Consider the following 23,671-nt stretch of genomic DNA (forward strand, 5'->3'; position numbering starts at 1 on the left):
CCCGGCCGTTCCCGGCCCAGCCGGTCCCGGCCCGGCCCGCACCCGCGCGGCCGACCGCGCAGCCGGTGGCCGCCGGCGCGGCGGCGCCCACGCACCTGGATTACCCCACCGAGATCGCGCCCCCGACGGATCCCTTCCGCGCCGCGGACGCCCCGCCGACGGTGCTGCTCAACATCCCGCTTCCGGACGGCCTGGTCGATCCGTGGAATCCGCTCGACGCCACCAGCGAGTTCACCGGCAGCTTCCCGGCGATCGCGCTGCCGGCCGAGCCCGCCGAGGACGAGCAGCAGTTCCGCCCGCGCCGCTGACAACGACCGGGACCCGGACCATCCCGGCGGTCGCGCGCCCGTCGACCGGCGGCCCGACCGTCCCGCAGCCGCGGTCCCGCAATCCTCGTGGCCCCGACGGTCCCGGCTAGGACTCGGATGCCGGGGTGAGGCCGGAGACGATCAGCGCCGCGTGCAGCGTGGCCAGGTCCTGCGGTTTGGTCACGCTGAGCCCGGTGAGTTCACCGATCCGCTTGAGTCGGTTGTCGAGGCTGTTCGCATGCAGGTGGAGCTGCCGCGCCGAGCGCTGCCGGTGCAGGTCGTTCTGGATATGCACGCGGAGCGTATGCACCAGCTCGGGGTGCGGCCGGAGCGGTTCGAGGACTTCGACGAGGTGGTCGCGCCCCGGTCCGGGCTGCATGAGTTGGAATGCGAGCGCGAGGTCGCGAAAGCGGTAGAGGCCCGGCGGCCGCTCGAGTCGCTGCGCCACGTCGATCAGCTCATGAGCCTGGGCGACCGCCCGCGGCAGATCCTCCGTCCGCGCTTCGACGAATGCGGCGACTATGTCGACTCTCGCCTCCGCTGTCATTCGGTCGATGATCACCCGTAGCCATTCGAAGGATCGGGTGCCCGGGATCAGGACGATGCCGCCGTACAGACCCACCAGGCTCATCACGTCGGTGTCCTCGATCTCGTCGAGGACCAACTGAACCCTGCGCTGGGTTCGGCGCAGCACGTAGTCCCGCTCGGGCCCCTCGGCCGATGGCACGTCCTGGCTGCTGATCGCGAGGGCCAGCAGCGTGTAGGACTCGGCCACGTAAATACCGCTCAAACGCGCGGTCGACGACACGGGATGGCCGCCGACCAGCGCGGTAACGGCAGCCTGTTCCGCGATCCGCTGCGATCGTTGCGCGGTCCGGTACTCCTCCACATAGGCGGCACCGATGGTCTCCGTGACCGCACTGAGCAGGTCGATCAGCGTATCGATTATCCCGGCGAGGTCGGACGCACCATGCTCGCCGCTCATGTCGATGAGGACCCTGCTGGCGATTCGAAAACCCTCGAATACCCCTCCGATCACCGACAGAACGGGTACTCCCTCGCGGGCCCAATGATCTGCCGAACGTCGCAACTCCGCGTAGGCCTCGTCGGCCTCACCATCGGCCACGAGGGTGGCAACCGCAGCCTTCATCGACGCTTCCACGATCCGCTGACTGTCGCGTTCGAGCCGACCCGCCCGCGCATAGTCGTTGGACCGCAGGACTGCTTCGACATGCTCGAACAGGGCGGCCGACAGCGGCCCCGCGTCCCGGAAGAACGGGAGGATCTGCTCGCCGGTCCAGGAATCCTCGACGGGGTCCCGGTCGACCTCCGGATTCTCCTCCATGCAAACACCTTTCGCGCTGAGGCGCCAAACCCAACCGACCGGCACGATACTGCGACTTGCGGTTACAGGATATCAAGTCATCTCGGCCGTATAACAGGCGGATAATGTAGGCAGTGCCCAATTTGGGCTTCTCCACATCCGTCCGGACCGACCGTGCAGGTCGAATGTCGATCCGAGCACCGATCCGAATCGGGTGACACAGATTACCGAACGAGTTCCTATTCGAACGTCGAACACCGCTGCCCGGCACGGTGTTTGTGAAATCGACCGATTGATCACACCTCGGCGGAAATGCTTATGCGACGCCCAGATCGAGGCAATCAATTCTCGGTCGGAATACTTCAGTAATGCCACCTGATCACACACGGATCACGGGACCGAATTACGCGAATTGCGGCCGAATAGTAGCCCATTCCCTCGTCACGCCACCGTGAATGTCGTCGGTCGACGTCACGCACGCCTGTCACGGAACCACCGCGTCTCATGTCGTCGAGTGCCGTTGCGCGCATGGGATCCCTGAGCCACCAACCGCCGACGCCCACCTCGACCGGGGCCCGGTCCTGCCGGTGCCGATCGCGCGCCGGGCACCAGACTCCGCCACCCGGGCAATCGAAACGATCCCACAATCAGTGGCACAGCCGAACCGCTCATCGGCACGCAGACCCGTTTCCAGTTCCATCCGGTCCCGGCGCACCGCCATCCCGGATCCTCCGCCGGCACCACCACACGATCCCTGGTGATACCGAGGAAGACCGTGTCACCACAGGGCGGCGTCATCAGCAGGTCCTCGCCGGCTCGGGACGAAACGGCGAGAACATTCATCGCCCCCTCCCTCGACGTACCGGGACAACACCGCATCGAGCCATAGCGGGTGTTCGCAGCCGCGATATCGCGCGCGCAGGCCGGCGAACACGGCTGCCCGATTTCCCACGCTTTTCACGGCGCCGACACCGCCGGGGCCGGACCGGTGATGTTCGCATTCGACCGGACCGGAGGTGCCGATGGAATCGACCAGCATCTCGTGGTCGCCGTTCGGCCTGCCCCCGCTCGCACGTGCTCGGCCCCGACCATGTCCACCCCTGCGATATGCCATAACGTGCGGCCACGAACGCCGTCGCCGCCGAAACCGTTGCCCGGCAGGGTGTGCCATCATCGCCGAACTGCGCCGACCACGTTCCATCGCCCGCCGTGCCACCGAATGCCACCGCCACGTTCGCGTCGTCCACCGAACCTGCCGAGCTCCGGAGCGCCTACGCTCACCGCTCCTCCCCACCCGGAATCGCTGCCGCATCGAAACGGGATCAGCTCTTCCGCAGGCACCATGAGACCATGCCGCGAACCGGTTCCAGGTGTACCGGACTGCACTCTGGTATGACTCACTGCTGCCCCGACAGCCCTGCTGTGACCGGTCACTCGAATCCGCAGCGGAGAACATCCGGAATGGAATCCGGTTCCATAAGGACGCGACGGCATATGCCTGGAATGCGACTTCGCGCCCGGTCTTCCGACAACGTCGGCAGCCCCTCCGTCACGGGCGCCGCGGGGTAGATTGCCGGTGTGGACACCAGCGACGACTGCCTCTTCTGCCGGTTCACGACCGGCGATCTCGCCCCCGACGTGGTTGCCGAATCCGAACTCAGCCTGGCATTTCGCGATATCAACCCGCAGGCGCCGACACACGTCCTGGTGATTCCCCGGCGGCACGTACCGAATGCGGTCGCACTCGCGCGGGCCGACGCCGGGGAAATCGCCGACCTGTTCGATCTCGCCGGGAAGGTCGCCGACGCCGAAGGGCTCGGCGGCCATTACCGCACGGTCTTCAACACCGGTTCCGGAGCCCAGCAAACGGTATTCCATGCCCACCTGCACGTCCTGGGTGGACGCGAATTCACCTGGCCACCGGGCTGACCGGAAAACCCCGCCGAACCACCCGGCAGCGTTACCCCGCCGGGGGAACGATCAGATCCACTCCCCGAGCGGGAACGGCGGCAGCGCCCGCACGCCGGCCATCGCCAGGTTGCACAACGGGTCGGTCAGGAACGCCAGCGGCGTCGTGCCCCCGCTGGTGCACACGAAGTTGCCCAGCTTGTCGTAGTTGGAGCAGACCCCGCGGTAGCACCACGACAGCTCATCCTCGGACGGCTGCACCGGGCACGCTCCCGCGTCGAGGTCGCGGCACGGCCGCTCGTCGACCACCGGTGTCGGCGCCACCGGCTGAGCGCCCGCGGACATCGGCGCGACCAGCAGTCCGGCGCCGGCGATGCCCAGAGCCAGGGCACAGCGTGCGATCGCGGTACGTAGAGCCATCGGTTCCCCCCGAAGGTAGAGATCGGTCGGGCGCCCCCCACTGCGCGGCACCCGGTTGAATCGAACCCTACCGGTCGTCAGGGTATGACCGCGCCGATGTGGTTGGTTCCGGCCGCATCCGGGCGGTCGGACCGGCGGTCGGGCTCCGCCGCATAGGCGGCCAGAAAGGTCTCGACGCCGGCGTCGACCGCCGCCCGCAGCCGCTGCTCGTCGACATCGCTGCTCCCCAGCCCGGTCAACTCGCCCAACTCGGCGCCGATCAGCGCGATGAACTGGCGCGCGGCCACCTGCGGGTTCACCACTCGCAGGAAGCCGGCGTTGCCGAGCATCGCCAGCCGGCCGGCGAGCGTATCGGTGATCGGGCCGCCGCTGCGCTCCCACACCCAGGCGAACAGGCCGGGGTCGCGGCCCACCTCGGCGGAGATCAGTCGGCTCAGGTGCCGATTGCAGTCGCTGCGCTGGCATTCCGTCAGCTCCCAGCCGAGGGCGTAGAGCCCGTCCCGCCACCGATCCGGCGCGAGGTCGAGGCGCCGAATCGCCACGTGGGAGCCGGCATTCAGCCGTTCGGCGGAGTCGGCCACCGACTCGCGGAAGAGCTGTTCCTTGCTGCCGAAGTGGCTGTACACCGTCGGCTTCGAAACCCCGGCGGCGGCGGCGATCGCGTCGATACTGGCCCGCTCGTAGCCGTCGCGGCCGAAGACCGGAGCGGCCGCGGCCAGGATCTGTTCCCGCTTGCTCGCACGTCCTGCCACCGGGCAACTCTACCCCGAGTGGACCGCGAGCCTTATCGAGCCGAACCCTTGCCTTTACTTTACGGTGTAGTTTAGTTTCTTGCCCATGTCAGTAAGCAATGCGGCCGCTCCGAACGACCGCCTCACCCGACGTCATCTGGTTGTCATTGCCGCCCTGGGGATCTCGGCCTTTCTGGCCGTCCTCGACGGCACCCTGGTCACCGTCGCCCTCGACTCGCTCACCACCACTTTCGCCACCACCTTCGACGTCGTCGTCTGGGTGACGGTGGGATACCTGCTCGCCGCGGCGGCCGTGCTGCCCACGCTGACCTGGCTGACCGCCCGCTTCGGGCCGCGACGGGTCTTCCTCGGCGGGCTCGTCCTGTTCATCCTCACCTCCGCGGTGGTCGGATTCGCGCCGTCGATCGGCTGGCTGATCGCCCTGCGCGTCCTGCAGGGCGCGGCCGGCGGCCTGCTCGAACCGGCGTCGATCACCCTGACCGCCTCGGTGGCGCCGCGGTCGCGGATCGGCACCGTGATGGGGCTGTTCTCGCTGATCATCAACATCGCCCCGGTGGTCGGACCGGTGCTCGGCGCCTATCTGGTCACCGCGGCGGACTGGCCGTGGCTGTTCTGGGCGAAGATCCCCCTGGGCCTGATCGCGCTGATCCTGGTGTACCGCTTCCTGCCGGAGGACGAGGCGAACGAGCCCGGCTCGCCGGCCGCGGGCCGCCCCGACACCGGCGCGGTACCCGACGTCCTCGGGATCGTCGCCCTGTCCACCGGCGTCCTGGCGGTGCTGTTCGCGGTCAACCGGGTGGGCAGCTTCCCGCCGGCGGCGATCGTGGCCCTCGCGGCCGGCGGCGTGCTGGTCCTGGCCGGCTATACCCGCCGCACGCTGCGCAGCAGCGATCCGAAGGTGGCGCCGCCCTTCGATGTTCGACTGCTGCGCTACCGCGCGTACACCACGAGCCTGGCGATCATGAGCGTCACCGGCGTCACCATGTACGGCCTGCTCACCCAGCTTCCGCTGCTCGCCGAGCGGGGGTATGGCCTGACCGGGACCGCGACCGGCGCGCTGGTCACCGCCTTCGGGATCGGCCTGCTGATCGTGATGCCGATCGCCAGCCGCGTCAGCGACACCATCGGTCCGCGGCCCCTGGTCACCACCGGGGCGGTCGGGTTGACCGCGGTCATGGCGGCGCTCACGGTGCTGATCTCCGGCCAAGCGGCGCCGCTGCCGGTGGTCGTGGTGGCGCTCATCGCGGCCGGGATGAGCCTCGGGGCGATCGCCTCACCGACCTTCGGCAACGTCTACCGCACCCTGCCGGTCGAGGCGGCGGCGCAGGGCACCACCGGGCTGTTCATCTGCGTGCAGTTGGCGGCCTCGGTGGGGGTCCTCGCCGTCGGCTTCCTCGACGACGGCGGCTCGGCGGTCCTCTTCGGCATCCTTGCGGTCCTGGCGGCGATCGCCGCGGGGCTGTCCCGCCTGCTGCCCGGTCGACCGGAACGATCCGGCCGACCGGAGCAGGGGGAGACCACCGCCGGTTGAGCAGCGCCGGTTCAGCAGCCGCCGGGTCAGTAGCGCCGGATCTGTCCCGGAGTCCACCAGCCCCAACGGGTTTCCTCGGAGGTCACCGGTACCGCCGGGGTCGCGGGGTAGTAGGGCACATAGCGCTCGAGCGAACCCCAGTCCCGACCCCAGTCGTTGCGCAGATAGGTCGGCACGGTGACCGCCTCGCTGAGCATCTCGGCCCACCCCAGCGGACCGCCGTTGTCATTGGACTGCCAGGTATCGGTCGAGGACACCGCCAACGGGCGGTCCGGCAGGATCCGGTATTCGGGAACCTCGGCGATGCCGTACCGATGGTCGAAGGGCCGCTGGCAGGGGAACTGCAGGCCGACCGCCCAGTCGAGCAGGATCGGCTGATCGCTGCCGAGATAGTCCTGCAGGCTCTCGACGTACGGCACCCGCGGCGGGGTGAACGCCAGCCACTGGTCGCCGGTGAGGTTCGGATCGTTGGCGACGATCCGCACGACGTCGGCATCCGGGGCGATATCGGCGATCGGGACGCGCAGGTTCCGCCAGCTCGGCGCCGGGCCGATATCACGCGGCAGATAGTCGCCCTGCACGGTGACATCGCCGTTGGGCTCGCGCTTGCCGTATTCGAGCATCAACGACTGCCCGTAGGTCGACGCCCCGGTGTCGTCGATCGACCAGATCCGCCCGGCGGCGGTGATGACGATCAGCGGTCGATCGTCACTGCGCGGCGGCAGGGAATACCAACTCGAGGTCGCCTTGGCGGGCTCCTGCACCCCGCTCTGGTAGGAGCCGATCACCGGGGTACGGGCCGGATCGAGACCGAACGGCAGGCGGGCGGTGCTGCCGTTGATGCCGACCGCGCCGGTGCCTCCGGAGGTGCCGGCAGACTGTCCCTCGGCGATCGTCGGACCGACACTCTGCTGTTCGGTATTGCCCATCCCCGGGTCGACCGCGATGGCGTCGGCGGCCAGATCGGTCGCGATGCCGTTGGGCGAGAAGTTGACCGGGCCGGCGCCACCCAGGGGGCCGGTCGTCGGATCCGGCGGGTTGGCCGGGTCGAGGATCGGTACCAGGGCGCCCGAGTTCGGGTCCGGTTCGACCAGCACGTCGTAGGCCAGCCCGCACGGCCGGCCGAGCACGGCATCGATATTGCCGCGGGCGATCGAATAGGCCGGGTACTGCGATACCGCGCCCTTGAGCAGCGAGAGCACCATGAAGGCGACCAGGCCGACCACCACCACCGCGAGCGGGACGCCGGCGAGGCGCTCGAGCACCCGCAGCGGCCCGCGCAGCTTCCGCGGTTTCGGCGGCGCCGCGACGTCGTCGCGCAGGTACTGCCAGGTACCGATCGCCGCGACGAGCAGGAAGATCCCCAGCAGCAACGTGGTGGCACCGAAACCGTTGTAGGACACCGGCTTGTCGAACCACGGCACCCCGTACGCCGAGACGTACCAGTAACCGTTGATGCCCGAGAAGGCCAACGCCACCAGCAGGATCAATCCGGCCGCGAAGTAGGTGCGGTTGCGCCGCGCCCGCATCACCGCCGGCGACACCAGCACCGCCGCCAGCGCCCCGAGCGCACCCGCGATTCCGGCGTAGGCGCCGAAGTGGTGGGTCCACTTGGTGGGGTTGAACATCATGAAGAACATCGTTCCGAGCACGATCGCGACCAGCCGCCACGACGGTCCGCGGGCGATACCGCGAATCGCGGGCTTGCGCACCAGGGTCAGGATCGTGACCAGCAGGCACAGCACCATCATCAGGAAGGCGAACCGGCGGGTCAGCGAACCGTCGACCGTCTCGACGAACAGGTAGTAGTAGCGCAGGAAGTCCTCGTACCACCCCTCCGCGGGGCCGACGAGGTTGCGGATGCGGGTCGCCTCGGAGACCGCGGCCCAGGTCTGGTCCCGGAACACCGCGACCAGCACGATCGATCCCGCGGCCGCGATCGGCGCGAGGATCGGCACCAGTCCGAGGTCCCTGGACCGCCGCAGGACCAGTCGGGTGATCGGACGGATCGCCGCCAACAGCGCCGCGACGCACATCAACCCGGTCGGCGCGGCCGCCAGGGTGAAGGCGCCGACCAAACAGGCGATCGCAATCGGTAGCAGACGTCCGGTCGCGATACCGCGCTCGATCGAGCACCAGGTCAACAGGGCGCCGAGCGCGACGATCGGCTCCGGCCGCAGGCCGTTGTTGTAGGCCAACCAGAACGCCAGGAAGATGAAGCCGCCGGTCCACAGCGCCGGGGTGGACCGGCGCACCGCACCGCCGAGGCGCGGGATGACCTCGCGGCTGATCACCATCCAGCAGAGCACCGCCGCGATCAGCGCGGGCAGGCGCATCCACGGGCTTGCGGTCGACACCTTCGCCATCAGGGCCAGCACGTCGTAGTACCAGCCGAACGGAGCCTCGGGCACGCCGTACCAGCGGTAGTAGTTCGCCAGATAGCCGGAGTGCTCGGCGGCGCGGGCCATCGTCAGGATGTAGCCGTCGTCGGAGGTATTCGCGCCGACAAAATGCCAGAGTCCGAGGACACCGATCACGGCGGCGTCGACACCGGAGAACTTCCACCAGTTGGCGGGCACGATCCGACGGTGCGAACGGCCGTCGGTCACATCGAGGGACGCCAGGGCGAACAGCGAGATGATCGTCGCCAGAACGGCGATCACCATCGCGAGCATCTTCAGCAGCGTCGGGGTGGTCGAGAATCGCGAGTCGACCGTCATGCTCAGCGAGATACCCGAGGTGGTCGGCAGGTCCGAGAAGATCCCGACCACCTGCGGTCGCTCGTCGCGTTCGACCTGCTCGCCACGCACCGGCTGCCCGGTCTCGTCGGTCAGGCCGACGTACTCGACGCTGGTCAGCGTCGAGGTCGAATTGATCTCGATCGTGCTGCAGCCGCCGGTTTCGACCTGCTCGCGCGGCGCGCTCGCCAGCACGACATTGCGCACGACGACGTCGACATTGGTGCCGACCCGCACGAACATCGCGTTGACCGCGGCGTCGGTACCCTGCGCCGGCGCGGTCGCCAACAGCAGGCCGCCCTCGGGCGGCAGCTGGGCGACGGCGGTGCAGTCGATCGTCGCGGTCAGCGAGATCGGTGTCTGGGTGACCAGCGGGGCATCGATATTGCCCGGCACGCCGGCCGCCTGCGGCCATTCGACCACCGCGACGGTTTGGGTCACCGGCAGCAGCGGTGTGGCGATCGCGAAGAGCAGACCGATCAGGCCGCTGACCGCGGCCAGCAGCCGACGGGTCGCGAGGGGGAAGCGGTCACGCCGGGACGGCTCCCGCAGCGGCGGAACCGCGGACCCGTGGGTGCGGCGGGTATCAGTCGGAGAGTCGGGCATCGTTTTCCGTCGGGGGTATCAGCGCCTGATCACGACCGCGAACGGCCCGACCAGTTCGGTGGCGAAATTGTTGTTGTCGAACAGCGAAGCCGGGAACGTCACGGTATAGCGACGCACATTCGGATCATTGGGGTACACATCCTCGGCCAACCGCAGGGTGTACCCATCGGGCGAGGTCCGGAAGACGAACACATCCGGTGCCCGCCACGGTGATTCGTCCATCGCCGCGAGCAGCTCGTCCGGTCCGGTCAGCTTCGACCAGGCGGCGATCTGCGCGGCCCGCTCCTCGAACCGCGCCATCGGATTGGCGTAGTGCGAGGTCAACGACTGGTAGCCGAAGTAGGGGTACAGGCTCAGGAATCCGTAATCGGCAGTCAGCACGACGGTCTCGTCGCGCGGCCGCTGGAGGTTCTCGGTGATCACCCGGTCGATCTCCGGATAGAAGGCCACCGAACTGGGCGGGCGCATATCGGCGCGCACCCCGTTGCCGTCGGTGTCGGTATAGGCGGTGTCGATATCGCCGCTCAACGTCGCGGGCACCGATTGGGTCAACCCGGCCCCGGCGATGCCGCCCAGTACCAACAGCATCGCCAGGGTGCGGGCCGACTCGTTGGTCGCCAGGTGGATCGCCCGGACGCCGTCGACGAATCCGAAGACGCCGGCGGTGGCGAGCAGGGCGATCACCACCGGCTCGAGGCGGAAGCCCAGCAGAGTCGTGCCGATCACGGTCGCGGCCATCGACAGCAGTACCCATAGGTAGACCGCGACGATGCCCACGCCGAGCGCGGCCGCCCGCCGCGACGAGCGTGCCAACAGCACCAACCAGCCGGTGCCGAGCAGGCACAGCAGCCCGAGCAGGCTCGCGGAGAGCATCGGCAACGGCAACGTCGCGCCACCGCCGGGCAGATAGTGCATCGCGCTGCCGCCGCCGGGCAGGCCGCCGCCGCGCACCACCTGCCACAGATAGGGCAGCCACCACGGCAGCGCGATCACCACGGCGATGATCCCGATGGGGATCAGCCGCAGAAACGGCCAGAAGATCGCGTCGGCCGGGGCGGAGCGCCGATAGTTGCCGAACGCGGCCGCCGAGGCCATCAGCACCAGGGTCAGCACCAGCCAGAACAGGTAGAGCGTGTAGGTGGCGGCCACCATCCCCAGGAACAATCCGGTGCCGACGATCGCGGCCCACCCCTCGCCGGGCGAGCGGGCCAGCGCCCCCCAGGCCAGCAGCAGCACCGGTGGGATCAGGACCACCAGGATCGCCGCATAGGGTTCCGGGGCGGCGTGGGCGAGCGTCACCACCGCCACGGTCGTCGCCGCGAGGATCGCGACATCGGTGTTGATCAGGTGGGTCCACAGCACCAGCGCGAGCACCGCGCATACCGCCAGCGCCGCAATGGAATACGGGGCGAAGAAGGCCCACCCGTCGATGCCGGTCAGCGCGGCCAGTCGCCCGCCGACCCAGAACCAGCCGGCCGGATAGAAGGGCGGGATGTCGATGTAGTTCATATCGCGCAGCGCCGCGGAATCGACGAAGCGCGAGAGGTACTGGGTGCGGAACTCCTGGTCGACCGAGAGCCCACCGAGGTAGAGCGAGGTGGCGCCCAGCGGCATCGCGAGGGTGATCGTCACCAGCGTGGACAGGCCCACCCAGGACAGCGGGCGCGCCAGCATCGGCCACCGTGTCGTCGCCGGTCGGCGGGCCCACAGGATGGCGACCACCAGCATCGCGAGCGCCACGAACTGGCCGACGGTGGTCAGCGCACGCAACTGGTTCGACGACGGATAGGCCGGCCACTGCACCTGGCGGATGGCGACGATCAACACCACCGCGACCACCGCGGCGATCACCGCCGCCGGTACGGCCTCGGCGACGGCGCGCCCGAGCTTGCGCCATTGCCGGGACCGGTCGGCCGCCCGGGGCGCGTCCGCACCGCTCGGATCGGCCGGGCTCTCCGCGTCGGTCCCGGTCACCGGCACGGTCACCCGGACACTCCGATCACGGTCACCCGGTCAGATGGGCAGGCGTCGGAAGATCGGCCGCGGGATATGCCGCAGCACCATCATCACGAACCGGAAGGGCGGCGGAGCCCAGACCAGATCCTTGCCCTTGGCGGCGGAGACGACCACCAGTTCGGCGACGTCCTCCTTGTCCACCGTCAGCGGGGCTTCCTTGACGCCGGCCGACATGCGGGTGCGCACCTGGCCGGGGCGCACGACCAGCACGCGGGGGCCGTATTCGCGCAGGGCCTCGCCGAGACCCAGGTAGAAGCCGTCGAGGCCGGCCTTGGTGGAGCCGTAGACGAAGTTGCTGCGACGGACCCGCTCGCCGGCGACGGTCGACATCGCGATGATCTGGCCGAAGCCCTGGGCGCGCATCCGCTCGCCGATCAGCACGCCCACCGAGACGGCGGCGGTGTAGTTGATCTGTGCGATCGCGACCGCCTTGACCTGATCCTGCCAGAGTTGCTCCGCGTCGCCGAGCAGGCCGAAGGCCACGATCGCGACGTCGACGTCACCGCCGGCCCACGCCTTGGCGATCACCTCGGGGTGCGAGGCGGTCTGAGCGGCGTCGAAGTCGATCAGTTCGACCGAGCGGGCGCCGGCCTCGGTCATCTCGGTGACCGCGGCGTCGCGCAGCGGGTCGTTCGGCAGCGCGGCGAGGATGACCCGCGCGGGTGCGTCCGCCAGATACCGCTTGATGATCGCCAGACCGATTTCGGACGTCCCACCCAGCAGCAGGATCGTGCGGGGGCTCCCCACTGCATCGATCATCGTGTCGTCCGCCGCTCTGCCTCGATCACACCAGCTCCAGTCGTCGTGCCATGTCGGAAACGAATACCCCGTCCGGGTCGACCGAGCGGCGCAGCTTGATCCACTCGTCGATCCGCGGGTACATCGCGTGGAAGGTCTGCGCATCGGTGCGCGAGTCCTTCGCGGTATAGAGCCGGCCACCGAATTCGAGAACGCGGCGGTCGAGATCGCGCAGGAACGGCCCGAGCCCCGGCTTGATCTGGAAGTCGACACAGATATTCCAGCCCGGGATCGGGTAACTCAACGGCGCCTGGTTGCCCTCACCGAAGAGCTTGAAGACATTGAGGAACGAGTAATGCCCCGAGCTCTGGATATCGCCGATGATTCGCTTGAATTCTTCGACGGCGTTCATCGGAACCACGAATTGGTACTGCAGAAAGCCGACGGAACCGTATGCGCGATTCCAGTCCCCGAGCATGTCGAGCGGGTGATAGAACTGCGTGAGGTTCTGCGGCTTCCCGCGATAGGACGCCGATTTCCGGTACCACAGTTCGGTCATCGCCCCGAAGATCAGCTTGTTGCCCAGACCGTTCGGGAAGACATCGGGCACCGTCTTGATCAGCTGCGGGGCGTCGAAGCGCAGCGGATCCTTGCGCAGCTTCGGCGGCAACTGATCGAGGGTGGCGAGGCTGCCGCGGGAGATCGCGGCGCGGCCGAGCTTCGGCGGGCCGGAGATCGCGTCGAACCAGGCGGACGAGTAGTCGTACTTGCTCTCGCTGCCGTCGCTGTGGAACTCGATCGTCTCGTCGAGACTCTTGGTGACGTCGCCGTCGGCGATGAAGTAGGCCGTCTCGGTCGGCGTCATCTTGATCGTCGCGCGCAGGATGATGCCGGTCAGACCGTTGCCGCCGACGGTTGCCCAGAACAGCTTCGCGGTGCGGCCGGTGGGGGTGAGTTTGCGCACCTGCCCGTCGGCGGTCAACAGGTGGATCAGCTGCACGTGGTTGCCGAAGCTGCCGGCGCTGTGGTGGTTCTTGCCGTGGATATCGCAGCCGATCGCACCGCCGATCGTCACCTGGCGGGTGCCCGGCAGGACCGGAACCCACAGGCCGAAGGGCAGCGCGGCCCGCATCAACTGGTCGAGGCTGACACCACCGTCGACGTCGACCAGGTGGGTATCGGCGTCGATCGTGTGAATGGTGTTCAGCGCGGTCATGTCGACCACGACGCCGCCGGCGTTCTGCGCATTGTCGCCGTAGGAGCGGCCCAGACCGCGCGCGATGATGCCGCGCCGCAGGTGGGCGGGCTTGTCGGCGTTCCGGTCGGCGACCGCGGTGACCGCGTCCACGATGCGCTGCGGATCCGGGGTGCTCAGGACGTGAGCGGGGGTCGGCGACGTGCGGCCCCAGCCGGAGAGGGTGCGAAGTTCGGTGGCCGCCAGCGGCCCGGGCGCGATAGACATCTCGTAGAGCGTACCGCTGCGCATGCGGCCGCCCACCGCCCCCGGGCACCCATCCGATGTGTGCTCCTTCACGGAGTAATCGACGAATAACCGACGAATTCCCCAATCCTCGGCAAGCAACTGCTGTTACGGATGGTGTTTGGTATGGAGGGGCTGGTACGGTCCTTCCAGGTTTGCCAACCATGCGCGCCCCGTAGCCACCACCACCCTTCGGGGGACACGCCTCCGCCACCACCACTGAGCAGGGCGTTGTTCGGTCCGGCAGCACGACGATCGCCTCTCGGCGATCGAGCCGGTAGGGCCGCATGAGATACAGCTGACGAAAGGTCCGATCCATGCGACGAGCGACCCGGACGCGGTCCCGTGCCTCCTGGCTCAAACGGGCGGTTATCGCCACTTCTCTGGCGTTGATCGCACCGCTGTGCACGGCGGTTGTCGGCACGGTGCCCACCGCTTCGGCCGCCTTCAACCCGGACGGCTTCGACTTCTGGGTCGACACCGAGATGGGACCGATCAAGTCGCGCATCTTCCGCGCGGCCGACGGCAACACCGACCGCGTCGTGTACGCGCTCGACGGCATGCGCGCCCGCGACGACCTCAACGGCTGGGAGATCGAGACCGAGGTCTCCCGCGCGTTGACCGCCGCGAATATCAACGTGGTGATGCCGGTCGGCGGACAGTCGAGCTTCTACCTCGACTGGGCCACCCGCAGCACCTTCCTGGGCCTCGACTCGCTCGGCGGCTCCTCGACCGGCTCCGCCGCGATCGGCTCGGCGGCCATCGGCTCCGCGGTCGCGCCGACCGACGTGGCGGGCAAGCGCAACCGCTACGTCTGGGAGACCACGCTGACCCAGACGCTGCCCGCCGCGCTGCAGAGCCAGCTCGGCTTCAGCCGCACCAACAACGGCGTCTTCGGCCTGTCGATGGGCGGCTCGGCCGCGTTGACGCTGGCCGCGTACTACCCGCAGCAGTTCAGCTTCGCCGGTTCCTTCTCCGGCTTCCTGAACATCTCGGCGCCCGGTATGCGCGAGGCGCTGCGCGCGGCGATGATCTCCGCCGGCGGTTTCAACATCGACGCGATGGCGACGCCGTGGAGCCCGCAGTGGCTGCGCATCGACCCGTTCGTCTTCGCGCCGCAGCTGCAGGCCAACGGCACCCGCCTCTGGGTGGCCGCCGGCAGCGCGCTGCCCGGCCCGGGCGACATCAGCGGCCCGGCCGAGGTCGTCCAGGGCATGCCGCTCGAGGCGTTGTCGCTGGCCGGCACCCGCGCGTTCGAGCTGCGGATGCGCTCGATCGGCGCGAACAACATCACCTACAGCTACCCGGCTACCGGTATCCACAACTGGAAGAACTGGGAGAACGAGGTCTACCAGATGATCCCCGACCTCTCGGCCCATATCGGCTGACGCTCGGACCGTCCGTGCACGCGGCCCGGTTGCTGCTCCCGCTTCGGTGGGACGCAACCGGGCCGTTGTGTATGCGCAGGCCGTCTGGGTATACGGGCACTCGCCGGCGCGGCCGAGCCGGTCGAGCGTCGCTCAGTTGCGCCCGCGGTAGCGGCGGCTGATCTCCCCGGCGACCACCAGGTCCTCCCAGGCCATCCCGACCCCGGAGAAGACGAGCGGACGCCCCGGCGTCGGGCGAACGGCGCCGGTGACCAGGTCGGCGAGGTTGGCGGGCGGGACACCGTCGGGGTCCTCGCCGGACCACCAGGCGGCCGGCCGGGCCAACAGCAGATTGCCCGCCTCGCGCAGCGCGGAGGCCCGCCCCTCCACCACGATGTCGGCGCGCCGGATCAGCTCCGGTGGCAGCTCGCGCTTGTCCGGGCCGTGCACACCGACCCCGCAGACGACGGCGTCGTCGCGTACGACGTCCGGGAACAGCGGCATCGGCGAACCGGTGACGCAGACGATCAGGTCGGCGGCGGCCAGGTCGCTCGTCGGGTCGGCAGCGAGCCGCGTCGGGGTATCGGCGGTGTCGGCGAGCACCCGCTCGACCGCTTCCGGACGCCGGCCGGCGACGGCGATGTCCGTCGGCCGCAGCACGGCGTCGAGGCAGCGGATGTGGCGGATCGCCTGCGGTCCGGTGCCGAAAACCACCACCCGATCGGCCCGCGCCCGCTCCGGAGCGACGGCCTGCCGTGCGGCGATCAGGTGGCGGGCGGCGAGGACCGTGGTGGCCGGAGTGCGCACCAATGTCAGTTCGCCGGCGTCGAGGATCGCCACCGGGGCCAGATGCTCGGCCTCGAAGAGGACGTAGGAACCCTGCACGGCGGGAAATCCCTCGGCGGGGTTGTCCGGCGAGAGGGTCAATACCTTGACCCCGGCGATATCGCCGCCGTGGCTGGGCATCATCAGAAAGTCCCGGCCGCCGCCGGCCGCGGAGAACAGCCGGGGGCTGTCGTCCTCCGGATCGACCGCACCGGTGCGCAGCGCGTCGGCCAGCACGTCCACGGCGCCCGCGGCGTCGAGGGTCGCGGCGACGGCGGCCGCGTCGAGCACCACCGGAGCGGTCACGGCCGCACCCCCCACTGGTCGCGGGTGCTGTTGATATGGCTGTACATCAGTCGCTCGGCGGCCTCGGCGTCGCGGCTGCGGATCGTGTCGATGATCTCGAAGTGTTCGAGCCCGAGCGGGATCAGGTCGCCGCGGTCGCGCATCTCCGCCAGGCCGAACAGCCGCGTATGCGAACGCAACTCCGCGACCAGGGCGCTGAGCCTGCGGTTCTTCGCGTAGGAGATCAGCTGCAGGTGGAATGCCTGGTCGGCACGGGTGAAGCCGACGATATCGCCCTCACGGGCACTGCGGACGATCTCCTCTGCGGCGGTGCGCAATCCGGCGAAGTCCTCCTCGGGGATCAGCGGTGTCACCTCGCGCACGGTCGGCGGTTCGAGCAGCAGGCGCAGCCGGGTGATCTCGTCGAGATCCTGCTCGCTGACCTCGGTGACCCGAAATCCCTTGTTGGGCACGATCTCCACGAGGTTCTCGCGCACCAGATCGAGCATCGCCTCGCGGACCGGGGTGGCCGAGGCGCCGAACCGGGCTCCCAACGTGGGGGCGGAATAGACCACGCCGGGCGTCATTTCACCGGCGATGATCGCCGCTCGCAGGGCCTGACCGACGCGATCGCGGATCGAAATCTTGGTCACCGGTGCGAAGTTGTCGAGTCCCATACTCCCTGCCGTTCCGATTCGCCCCGCCGCCCGCAGCACCGGCGGTTCTTCACCTGTCCGGCTACCGTACGCCGCGACATCGGCCACGGCCCGAAGCCGGGTAGTCGGCGCCTATCGTTCGGGCCGACGGCCGGTCGCGATCAGGGTGTCGCAGTTGACCTCGGTCATATCGGCATCGGCCAGGTCCTGCAGGAACCCGCGTCGTACCTCGGCGATCGCCTCGGGCGACAATCCGTCCAGAGCACCGCGCAGGCCGCTGCCCAGGACCATCGACCAACCGAACGTGTCCGTACGGGGAATTCGTAGCCGCAGGACCGTCGCCCGGGTGTCCACCGCTCCCACCGATTCGAGCCACGCCGTGATCTTCTCGACGGTGTCGATCCGGGTGATCGGGTGGGGATCGTCGACGGGGTCGCGCGGCCCCGGTGGGGTGGGCTCTCCTGTGACCCGTGCGACCCGGGCGAAGTAGGCACCGGCGAAGTCGTAGAGGGCGTCGTCGTGCCATACCGCGAGGGACAACCGCCCGCCGGGTAGCAGCAGGTCGATCAGATTCCTTACGGCCGCGTCCATCTCGGGAAGGAAGAAGACTCCGTAGCCACACGTCAGGACATCGAAATGGCCGATGTCGTCCGCCCGGAGGTCGGTGACGTCGGCCACCCGGAATTCCACATTGTGCAGTTCCGCCGCCGAAGCCTTCGCGTGCGCCCGCGCCAGCAGGTCGCCGGCGAAGTCGACCGCGGTGACGCTCCCGGCCGGGCCGACCAGCCGGGCGGCCGCCAGGGCGCTCGCCCCCGTCCCGGAGCACACGTCCAGTACCCGTTGACCGGGCAGGATCCCGGCGCGCGCGGCCATCGCCTCGCCGGTGGGTCCCCAGACGAGGGGAGTCACCGCGTCGAAGTCGGCGTGGGTGGAGTTGAAGATGTGGGCGAGAGGTGGAGGGTCCACAGGTCCACCACCCCGCCCGGTCGTGTCGTTCATGGCGCCTTCCTTCCGACCAGGACGGTGCTGAATCCGCATTGCCAGACCGTGTCGGCAACCGCAAAACCGTTGTCACACATCAACCGCCGATGGTCATCGACCATCAGATCATTGTCCCCCGGATGGGGCGGTACCAGTCGCTTCCGGTCACGGAGCAGTTCGGCGAACTCCGGTACACGGTTCGCTGCCGCCCACCAGTGTTCCCAGTCCTCGGCGGCGGGCGGGGTATCCCGTCGGTGCGCCGATCGGGCGCCGACCAGGCGAGCCACCTCGCGCAGGTACGCACTCGGGTGCAGGTGGTCGGCGTTGACCATCACTCCTCCCGACGACAACACCGCGGCGCAGGTCCGGTAGATATCGGCCAGCGCCGATGGTGTCGGATAGTGCAGCGCGGTGCTCGACACGACGGCGCTGACCGCAGTCGACCGCAGGTGCTGCGTCCAGTCCGTCGTGGCCATGTCGGCGCGAACGAACCCGATACCGGGATGGGCCGCCCGCCCCAGCGCGATCAAGAACGGGTCGATGTCCACTGCGATCACCTCGCAGCGGGGGAAGCGGGCGGCCACGCGAGCAGCCAACGAACCGGGGCCGCTGCCCAGATCGACGATCACCCCGGGCCGGGGATTCACCGCCTCCACCGCATCGCAGATCACCTCGAACCGTTCGTCGCGGCCCTGCGCGTAGTGCCGCTGCTGGCCTTCCCACCGGCCGAACCACTCCCGCGCCTGCTCGGGGTTCATCCCGGGCGCATGCACGGGGCTCATCGGACCTCGGTCATCGGGGACCGCCGATCGGAACGTCCGCGGGCACCGCCCGGGGCGAACGCCGTCCACAGCAGCAGCGCACCCGCACACCCGACCGCGGCTGCGGCGGCGCACATCAGAAAGGACGATCGAACCCCGCCCGCGGTCTCGACCACCCGGCCGGTCACCGCGGCTCCCAACGCGGCGACACTCATGTTCACGCAGGTGAACCAGGTATAGGCCTCGGTGAGCATGCTCGCGGGCACCGCCGCCGCCACCATCTCGGCCAGCATGGCGGTCGCCGGGGCGATCACCGCGCCCGTCAGCAGCAAGACCACACCGAAGCTCGTCGTCCCGTCGACAACCGTCCACAGCGCATAGCCAACGGCCAGCCCGGCGAGCACGACCGTGGCGCGACCCGCGGGCACCCGCACGTCGACACCCACGCTCAGGGGAAGGGCGCCGTAGGTCAGGCCGCCGAACGCACTGCCGATACTCCAGACGGCGATCAGCAGACCGGTCGCCGCGGCCGGATTCCCCACCGCGTATATGTCGGCGAACGCGGCGATCGCCACCGGCGACGCACCGAACGAGAAGGCGACCGCCGCGGTGACGATCAGCATCATCGGAAAACCGCGGACCCGCAGCGGCCCGACGCCGACCGTCCGCTGCCCCGATCCGTTGCCGGTCAACCCGGCCAGGGCCCGCCCGCGGGCAACCACAACGGTGCCGATCGCCGTTGTCGCGGTGGCTAATACGATGGCGCTCGCCGTACCCGATAGCGACGGGTCGACCGCCCGCAGCGACGTCGCGGCGAGCACGAATCCCGAGACCAGCAGCGGTCCGACCACGAAGACCAACTCGAAGACGGTCGACTCGGCTGCCATCGCCGTCGTTCGACATCCCTCGTATCCGGTTCCGTCGCGGGTCAGGTGGGTCCATCCCGATCGAATCGCGGGTGACATCGGCGGAAAGAACAGGCCGGTGAACACCGCCGCCACCAGCAGCACCGTCGTGGAAAGATCGGCCAGAACGGTGATCAACAGCAGGATCTGGCTACCGGAGTACAGCAGCGCCAGGATCGGCAGGACCGTTCGGACCGCGAAGCGATCGACCAGTCGACCGGCCACCGGGGCCGCGAATGCCGTCGCCAACGAGATCGCCCCCGCGACGATTCCCGCCTCGGCATAGCTGCCGGTCACCGCCCGCACCAGCAACAGCCAGGCGACGATCGTCACCCCGTGGCCGATGCGGGCCACCGTTCCACCGACCAGAAGCAGAGGTGCGCCGGGGATTTCCCAGAGTCGCAGGTACCGGTTCACCTCGCCATCCTCGATGCGCCGGCGACGTCGATCGGCCGGCCCTCGATCGTCACCGTGCGCGCCACCGTTCTGATCGCCGATTCGACGGCGCGAGCGCTGAATCCGCGGAAGCGGTAGCGGCCACCCACGTGCTCGTAGTAGGCATCGGCATCGCTGATGACCTGACCGATCTCCGGCCGGTCCTGACCGTACAGCTCCGCGGGCGCCCAGTCGGTTCCCAACGCGGGAGTCATCCGGGTGACCACGCAGGGGCGGGTATGCGGTGCCGGGATCAGCAGCAGGCCCCCGAGTTCACGTTGATCCCGCAGCTGCGGCTCCGGCTCCGGTAGGACGCCGCGATCGCCGATGGCGAGGCCGAAAGCGGTATGCATCAGGTCGTGACCATGAATGTCGCGCCACAGGAAAGGGATTTCGGCGCCGCCCACGCGGGCACCGACCTCGAGAAAGGTGCAGGTGTACCGGCCGGCGTGCTCGGTGAGGAAGGTCTCCAGATGGAAGACCGTCGGCCTGTCCCCGGCCAGTCCCCGCATGATCGCGCGGGTGTGGTCGTGCACCGCTTGCAGGATCCGCGGATGCGCGACGTCGACCGACCCCACCCAGCCGCCCTGCCGGAAGCCCAGGGGCGTGCCGAGGTATCGACCGGCCCGCCAGATCGGTAGCTCGCGGTCGGCGTAGACCCCGTCGACGTGCAGCAATGCCCCCTCGGCCCGACACTGCACCATATGCGGGCCGAGGCGTTCGATACGTCGATCGAGGTCGACGGTGTCGAGATCCCCGGGTTCCACCATGATCACCCCGGCGCTGGAGCTGCCGAGCCTCGGTTTGACCACCACCGGCCACCCGTATTGCGCACCGAAGCCACGCAGATCCGCGATCGATTCGGCGGCAGCGTGATTCGGCACCGACTCGCCGGCGGCTGCGGCCGCCCGACTCATGACGAGTTTGTCGCGGAAGACCAGCAGGTCGTCGGGGTGGTCGCCGGGAAGTCCGCGGTCGACCCGGATGCGGGCCGCGACCAGCAGGTCGTCCTCCTTCAGGGCCACCACGGTGTCGATCGGGCCATTGCGCCCTTCGAGGCGATCGATCGCGCCGCCGACCTCGGTACGGTCGTCGGTCGCCGCCACCACCTCCACCCCCGGGGCGCCGGGCGGCACCCCGGCGAGGGCGCCGTCCGCCGGTTCGTCGGGGTCCGTCGGTTCGTCGACACGGTAGAAACCCTCCCCGTCGAGATACAGCACCGTGGCCAGGTCCCGGTCGAGTACGTCGCGCACCGGGTGGTTCAGGCCGATCATCATCGGTTCGGTGACGTCGGAAATCGTCACCGCGATCGGTTGTCCGGGCTGCACGATCGTGTAGTGGTTGTGGTAGCTCGCCAGTGTTCGGACCTCGTCGAGTTTGGGATAGGCACGCAGGATTCCGGCCTTCGGGGACGTCATGAACACCATCGCCGCATGGCTCCGCTGCACCCGCGGCTCGGTAGAACGCTCGACGAACTCCGCCGGTCGTACGAAAGCTACCGGTGTCCAAACGGTCTGGGACTCACCCACGGCCAGATCGGCGAAGTACGCGGTATCGGCACCACAGAGCCGGGCACCGATCTCGACCAGGGCCGGCCCATCGGGGGTCAGCATGATCTCGAGGTGCGCCGGCCCGAAGCGAATGCCCAGCGCGTCCAGGACCGCGACGGCATACTCGGTCAGTCGCTCGGAGACCGGATCGTCCACGGCGACCGAACCGGCCGCCACGACCCGATCGGACACGCCATTGGCCGATATCTTGGTGTACTTCCACATGTCGGTGACCCGGTGGTTACCGCCGCTGCTGACCGTGTTGACCACGAACTCGGCGCCGATCAGGAACTCCTGCACCACAACGCCTTCGTTGCGGATACCGAAGATGTTGTCGGTACCGGACACCTGCTCGACGGCCGCTCGGGTCTGCTCCGGGCTCTCGCAGAAGTGCACGCCGTCGTTGGCGGCGCTGCGGGTCGGTTTGACCACCACGCGGCCGCCCCGTCGTTCGTGCCAGAGCCGCGCCTGCTCCGGGTCGGCGGCACGTACCTGATCGGCGGTGTGCAAGCCGCATTCCCGCAGCCGGGCGATCATGCCGAACTTGTCGCGTCGCACGGAGCTCAGCGCGGTTCCGTTGCCCGGCAGGTCGAGTCGTTCCGCCAGGGCATCGGCCAGTTCCACGCCGGTCTCGCCGCCGGTGATCACCGCGACCGGCTGGTGTTCGGCCACCGCCGCGACCGTGGTTTCGAATCCCGGTCCGTCGAACATCGATCCGTGGTGCACGATCGGTGGGGCGAATCCCGGCTCGTCGAATCCGCCGTACACCGGCGGCACCTCGGGGGTGCTCTGTACCCGGATCACGGGATGTCCGGCATCGAGGAAGGCCCGCGCGAGCCGCATCGTGGGGGCGTACAGGTCGACCATCACGACCGGCTTCATCGCGCATCCGCCAGTTCGCGCATGACCTCGATCAAGCGTCCGATCTCGTCGAGCGACGTATAGGCGTGCATGCTGGCGCGTACCGACGCCGTCCGCTCCCCGTCGCTGCCCTGACAGTGACCGTCCGCACGGACCATCACCCCGCGGCTGTCCAGGATGAAGCCGAGATCGTTCGAGGACAGGTGTCGGTGCCGGAATGTCACGATGCCCACGCGGCGTTGCACTTTCGAGTCGAGGGTGAGGCTGGACTGGCAGCCGAGCACCTCGTAGGCGTCCATCGACTGCAGCGCATCGGTCAGCAGCGCGCCGAGCGCGGTGGTCCACGTGTGGATCCGCTCGATTCCGACGGTCTCGAGCCAGTCCAGGGCCGCGACCAAGCTCACGACGCCGCTGGTGTTGGGGGTACCGGACCAGCCGGCCGGAGTGAACGGCCGGCCCCGACGGTTGCGGGACCAGATCGCGCCGATCCCCGGAAGCGCCATCGCCTTGTGCCCGGCGAGCACGACGAAGTCGACGTCGAGAGCGCCCACATCCACCGGCAGATGCCCGACGCTCTGCGCCGCGTCGAGACAGATCACCACATCCGGTCCGACCGCCTCCCGGATCCGGTGGATGTTCATATCGTTGCCGTAGACGTGATGGACATGGGTGACCGCCACGAACGTCGTGCGGTCGCTCAGCACATCCTTCAAGCGCTCGATATCGTAGTCGCCGGTGCGGGCGCTCTCGTACGGAATCGCGTCCACCGTGATGCGAACCCCGTTCGCCGCCAACCGGTCCCGTGCCTCCAACCAGGGCAACAGGTTGGCCTGGTGGTCGGCGAAGGGAACCAGGATGTGGTCGCCATCGCGGACGTGATCGACCAACCAATCGAGCGCCAACCGGCGCAGACCGCCGCTGGCCCCCTCGACGAAGGTCACGGTGGATTCATCGGCGCCGCGCTCACCGGCGAGGCGGGGATCATCGGGGCAGCGCGGATCACCGAGGAATCGGGCGACGCGGGTGCGAGCTCGATCGATGATGGCGGTGGTCTCGTTCGCCCAGGAGTAGGTACCGCGCCCGGCGTTCGCGTTGATCGTGTTCAGATAGGTGTGCACCGCATCGAAGACCGCCGCCGGTTTCTGGGCCGTCGCCGAGCTGTCCAGGTAGGCCCAATCGGGTTGGGCGGTGAGAATGGGGAACTGCGCGCGCACGTCGTTGTGC

Annotated in this window: 17 protein-coding genes and 1 pseudogene; 4 read left to right on the forward strand and 14 right to left on the reverse strand. The window is 68.9% G+C overall.

The genetic code is table 11. The annotated features are described in order from the left end of the window. Positions 1 to 308 (forward strand): annotated as a pseudogene (locus tag MB1_RS26000) (hypothetical protein); the annotation flags it as partial. Positions 309 to 414: 106 nt separating this feature from the next. Here the strand turns inward: MB1_RS26000 and MB1_RS08300 are convergent. After that, the gene (locus tag MB1_RS08300; RefSeq protein ID WP_066905696.1) at positions 415 to 1,653 is read right to left on the reverse strand and encodes a PucR family transcriptional regulator; all 1,239 of its coding nucleotides are present in this window, start codon (positions 1,651 to 1,653) and stop codon (positions 415 to 417) included. A gap of 1,557 nt (positions 1,654 to 3,210) precedes the next feature. Between MB1_RS08300 and MB1_RS08305 the strand changes: the two genes are divergently transcribed. Next, positions 3,211 to 3,561, forward strand: a complete 351-nt coding sequence (locus MB1_RS08305; protein WP_218000209.1) for an HIT domain-containing protein — start codon at positions 3,211 to 3,213, stop codon at positions 3,559 to 3,561. 51 nt (positions 3,562 to 3,612) lie between these two features. Here the strand turns inward: MB1_RS08305 and MB1_RS08310 are convergent, their stop codons facing one another. Together MB1_RS08310 and MB1_RS08315 are read right to left on the reverse strand one after the other, a co-directional pair. After that, the gene (locus MB1_RS08310; RefSeq protein ID WP_066905700.1) at positions 3,613 to 3,960 is read right to left on the reverse strand and encodes a hypothetical protein; all 348 of its coding nucleotides are present in this window, start codon (positions 3,958 to 3,960) and stop codon (positions 3,613 to 3,615) included. A 77-nt stretch (positions 3,961 to 4,037) separates the two neighbouring features. Beyond that, entirely contained in the window at positions 4,038 to 4,712 is a 675-nt protein-coding gene (locus MB1_RS08315) for a TetR/AcrR family transcriptional regulator (protein ID WP_066905702.1), read from the reverse strand. 85 nt (positions 4,713 to 4,797) lie between these two features. On the opposite strand from MB1_RS08315, the gene MB1_RS08320 reads away from it, so the two are divergent. Beyond that, on the forward strand, positions 4,798 to 6,243 hold the full coding sequence (locus MB1_RS08320) for a DHA2 family efflux MFS transporter permease subunit (protein ID WP_066905704.1): 1,446 nt from the start codon (positions 4,798 to 4,800) through the stop codon (positions 6,241 to 6,243). A gap of 26 nt (positions 6,244 to 6,269) precedes the next feature. Here MB1_RS08320 and MB1_RS08325 read toward each other — a convergent pair whose 3' ends face one another. From MB1_RS08325 to dprE1, 4 genes are read right to left on the reverse strand one after another with little or no spacing between them, the layout of a single operon-like run. Then, on the reverse strand, positions 6,270 to 9,587 hold the full coding sequence (locus tag MB1_RS08325; protein WP_066905706.1) for an arabinosyltransferase domain-containing protein: 3,318 nt from the start codon (positions 9,585 to 9,587) through the stop codon (positions 6,270 to 6,272). 18 nt (positions 9,588 to 9,605) lie between these two features. Beyond that, complete coding sequence (locus MB1_RS08330) at positions 9,606 to 11,567, reverse strand: arabinofuranosyltransferase (protein WP_439646931.1); 1,962 nt, start codon at positions 11,565 to 11,567, stop codon at positions 9,606 to 9,608. A gap of 33 nt (positions 11,568 to 11,600) precedes the next feature. Continuing rightward, complete coding sequence (gene dprE2, locus MB1_RS08335; RefSeq protein ID WP_066905708.1) at positions 11,601 to 12,362, reverse strand: decaprenylphospho-beta-D-erythro-pentofuranosid-2-ulose 2-reductase; 762 nt, start codon at positions 12,360 to 12,362, stop codon at positions 11,601 to 11,603. 25 nt (positions 12,363 to 12,387) lie between these two features. After that, positions 12,388 to 13,803, reverse strand: coding sequence for a decaprenylphosphoryl-beta-D-ribose oxidase (gene dprE1 / locus MB1_RS08340; protein ID WP_084351330.1), 1,416 nt, complete (start codon positions 13,801 to 13,803; stop codon positions 12,388 to 12,390). 335 nt (positions 13,804 to 14,138) lie between these two features. Between dprE1 and MB1_RS08345 the strand changes: the two genes are divergently transcribed. Then, positions 14,139 to 15,209 (forward strand): alpha/beta hydrolase, encoded by a 1,071-nt coding sequence (locus MB1_RS08345; RefSeq protein WP_084351235.1) that lies wholly within the window; start codon positions 14,139 to 14,141, stop codon positions 15,207 to 15,209. 132 nt (positions 15,210 to 15,341) lie between these two features. Here the strand turns inward: MB1_RS08345 and MB1_RS08350 are convergent, their stop codons facing one another. The 7 genes from MB1_RS08350 to MB1_RS08380 form a co-directional block, all read right to left on the reverse strand. Beyond that, on the reverse strand, positions 15,342 to 16,319 hold the full coding sequence (locus tag MB1_RS08350; RefSeq protein ID WP_066906238.1) for an ornithine cyclodeaminase family protein: 978 nt from the start codon (positions 16,317 to 16,319) through the stop codon (positions 15,342 to 15,344). Continuing rightward, positions 16,316 to 16,951 carry a GntR family transcriptional regulator gene (locus MB1_RS08355; protein ID WP_245650103.1) on the reverse strand — a complete coding sequence of 212 codons (636 nt, stop codon included), beginning with the start codon at positions 16,949 to 16,951 and terminating at the stop codon, positions 16,316 to 16,318. The genes MB1_RS08350 and MB1_RS08355 overlap by 4 nt, the downstream gene beginning before the upstream one ends. Positions 16,952 to 17,086: 135 nt before the next feature. Next, positions 17,087 to 17,920, reverse strand: a complete 834-nt coding sequence (locus tag MB1_RS08360) for a class I SAM-dependent methyltransferase (RefSeq protein WP_157083970.1) — start codon at positions 17,918 to 17,920, stop codon at positions 17,087 to 17,089. 29 nt (positions 17,921 to 17,949) lie between these two features. Then, complete coding sequence (locus MB1_RS26005) at positions 17,950 to 18,717, reverse strand: class I SAM-dependent methyltransferase (protein WP_084351237.1); 768 nt, start codon at positions 18,715 to 18,717, stop codon at positions 17,950 to 17,952. Continuing rightward, the gene (locus MB1_RS26010) at positions 18,714 to 20,018 is read right to left on the reverse strand and encodes an MFS transporter (protein ID WP_066905717.1); all 1,305 of its coding nucleotides are present in this window, start codon (positions 20,016 to 20,018) and stop codon (positions 18,714 to 18,716) included. The genes MB1_RS26005 and MB1_RS26010 overlap by 4 nt, the downstream gene beginning before the upstream one ends. Next, positions 20,015 to 22,468: an ATP-grasp domain-containing protein gene (locus tag MB1_RS26515; RefSeq protein WP_084351239.1), complete on the reverse strand. Its 2,454-nt coding sequence runs from the start codon at positions 22,466 to 22,468 to the stop codon at positions 20,015 to 20,017. The genes MB1_RS26010 and MB1_RS26515 overlap by 4 nt, the downstream gene beginning before the upstream one ends. After that, a complete protein-coding gene (locus MB1_RS08380) occupies positions 22,465 to 23,661 on the reverse strand; it encodes an aminotransferase class V-fold PLP-dependent enzyme (protein WP_245650104.1) in 1,197 nt (398 codons plus the stop codon). The genes MB1_RS26515 and MB1_RS08380 overlap by 4 nt, the downstream gene beginning before the upstream one ends. Positions 23,662 to 23,671: the final 10 nt, after the last annotated feature.

This window comes from Millisia brevis NBRC 105863 (assembly GCF_001552615.1).
Classification (GTDB): Bacteria; Actinomycetota; Actinomycetes; order Mycobacteriales; family Mycobacteriaceae; genus Millisia; species Millisia brevis.

Bases quoted from the DNA above. Each gene is read 5' to 3' on its own strand.
- MB1_RS26515 (WP_084351239.1), bottom strand. From the start codon at position 22,468: ATGAAGCCGGTCGTGATGGTCGACCTGTACGCCCCCACGATGCGGCTC.
- dprE2 (WP_066905708.1), bottom strand. From the start codon at position 12,362: ATGATCGATGCAGTGGGGAGCCCCCGCACGATCCTGCTGCTGGGTGGG.
- dprE1 (WP_084351330.1), bottom strand. From the start codon at position 13,803: ATGTCTATCGCGCCCGGGCCGCTGGCGGCCACCGAACTTCGCACCCTC.
- MB1_RS26005 (WP_084351237.1), bottom strand. From the start codon at position 18,717: ATGAGCCCCGTGCATGCGCCCGGGATGAACCCCGAGCAGGCGCGGGAG.
- MB1_RS08345 (WP_084351235.1), top strand. From the start codon at position 14,139: ATGCGACGAGCGACCCGGACGCGGTCCCGTGCCTCCTGGCTCAAACGG.
- MB1_RS08300 (WP_066905696.1), bottom strand. From the start codon at position 1,653: ATGGAGGAGAATCCGGAGGTCGACCGGGACCCCGTCGAGGATTCCTGG.
- MB1_RS08310 (WP_066905700.1), bottom strand. From the start codon at position 3,960: ATGGCTCTACGTACCGCGATCGCACGCTGTGCCCTGGCTCTGGGCATC.
- MB1_RS08320 (WP_066905704.1), top strand. From the start codon at position 4,798: ATGTCAGTAAGCAATGCGGCCGCTCCGAACGACCGCCTCACCCGACGT.
- MB1_RS08325 (WP_066905706.1), bottom strand. From the start codon at position 9,587: ATGCCCGACTCTCCGACTGATACCCGCCGCACCCACGGGTCCGCGGTT.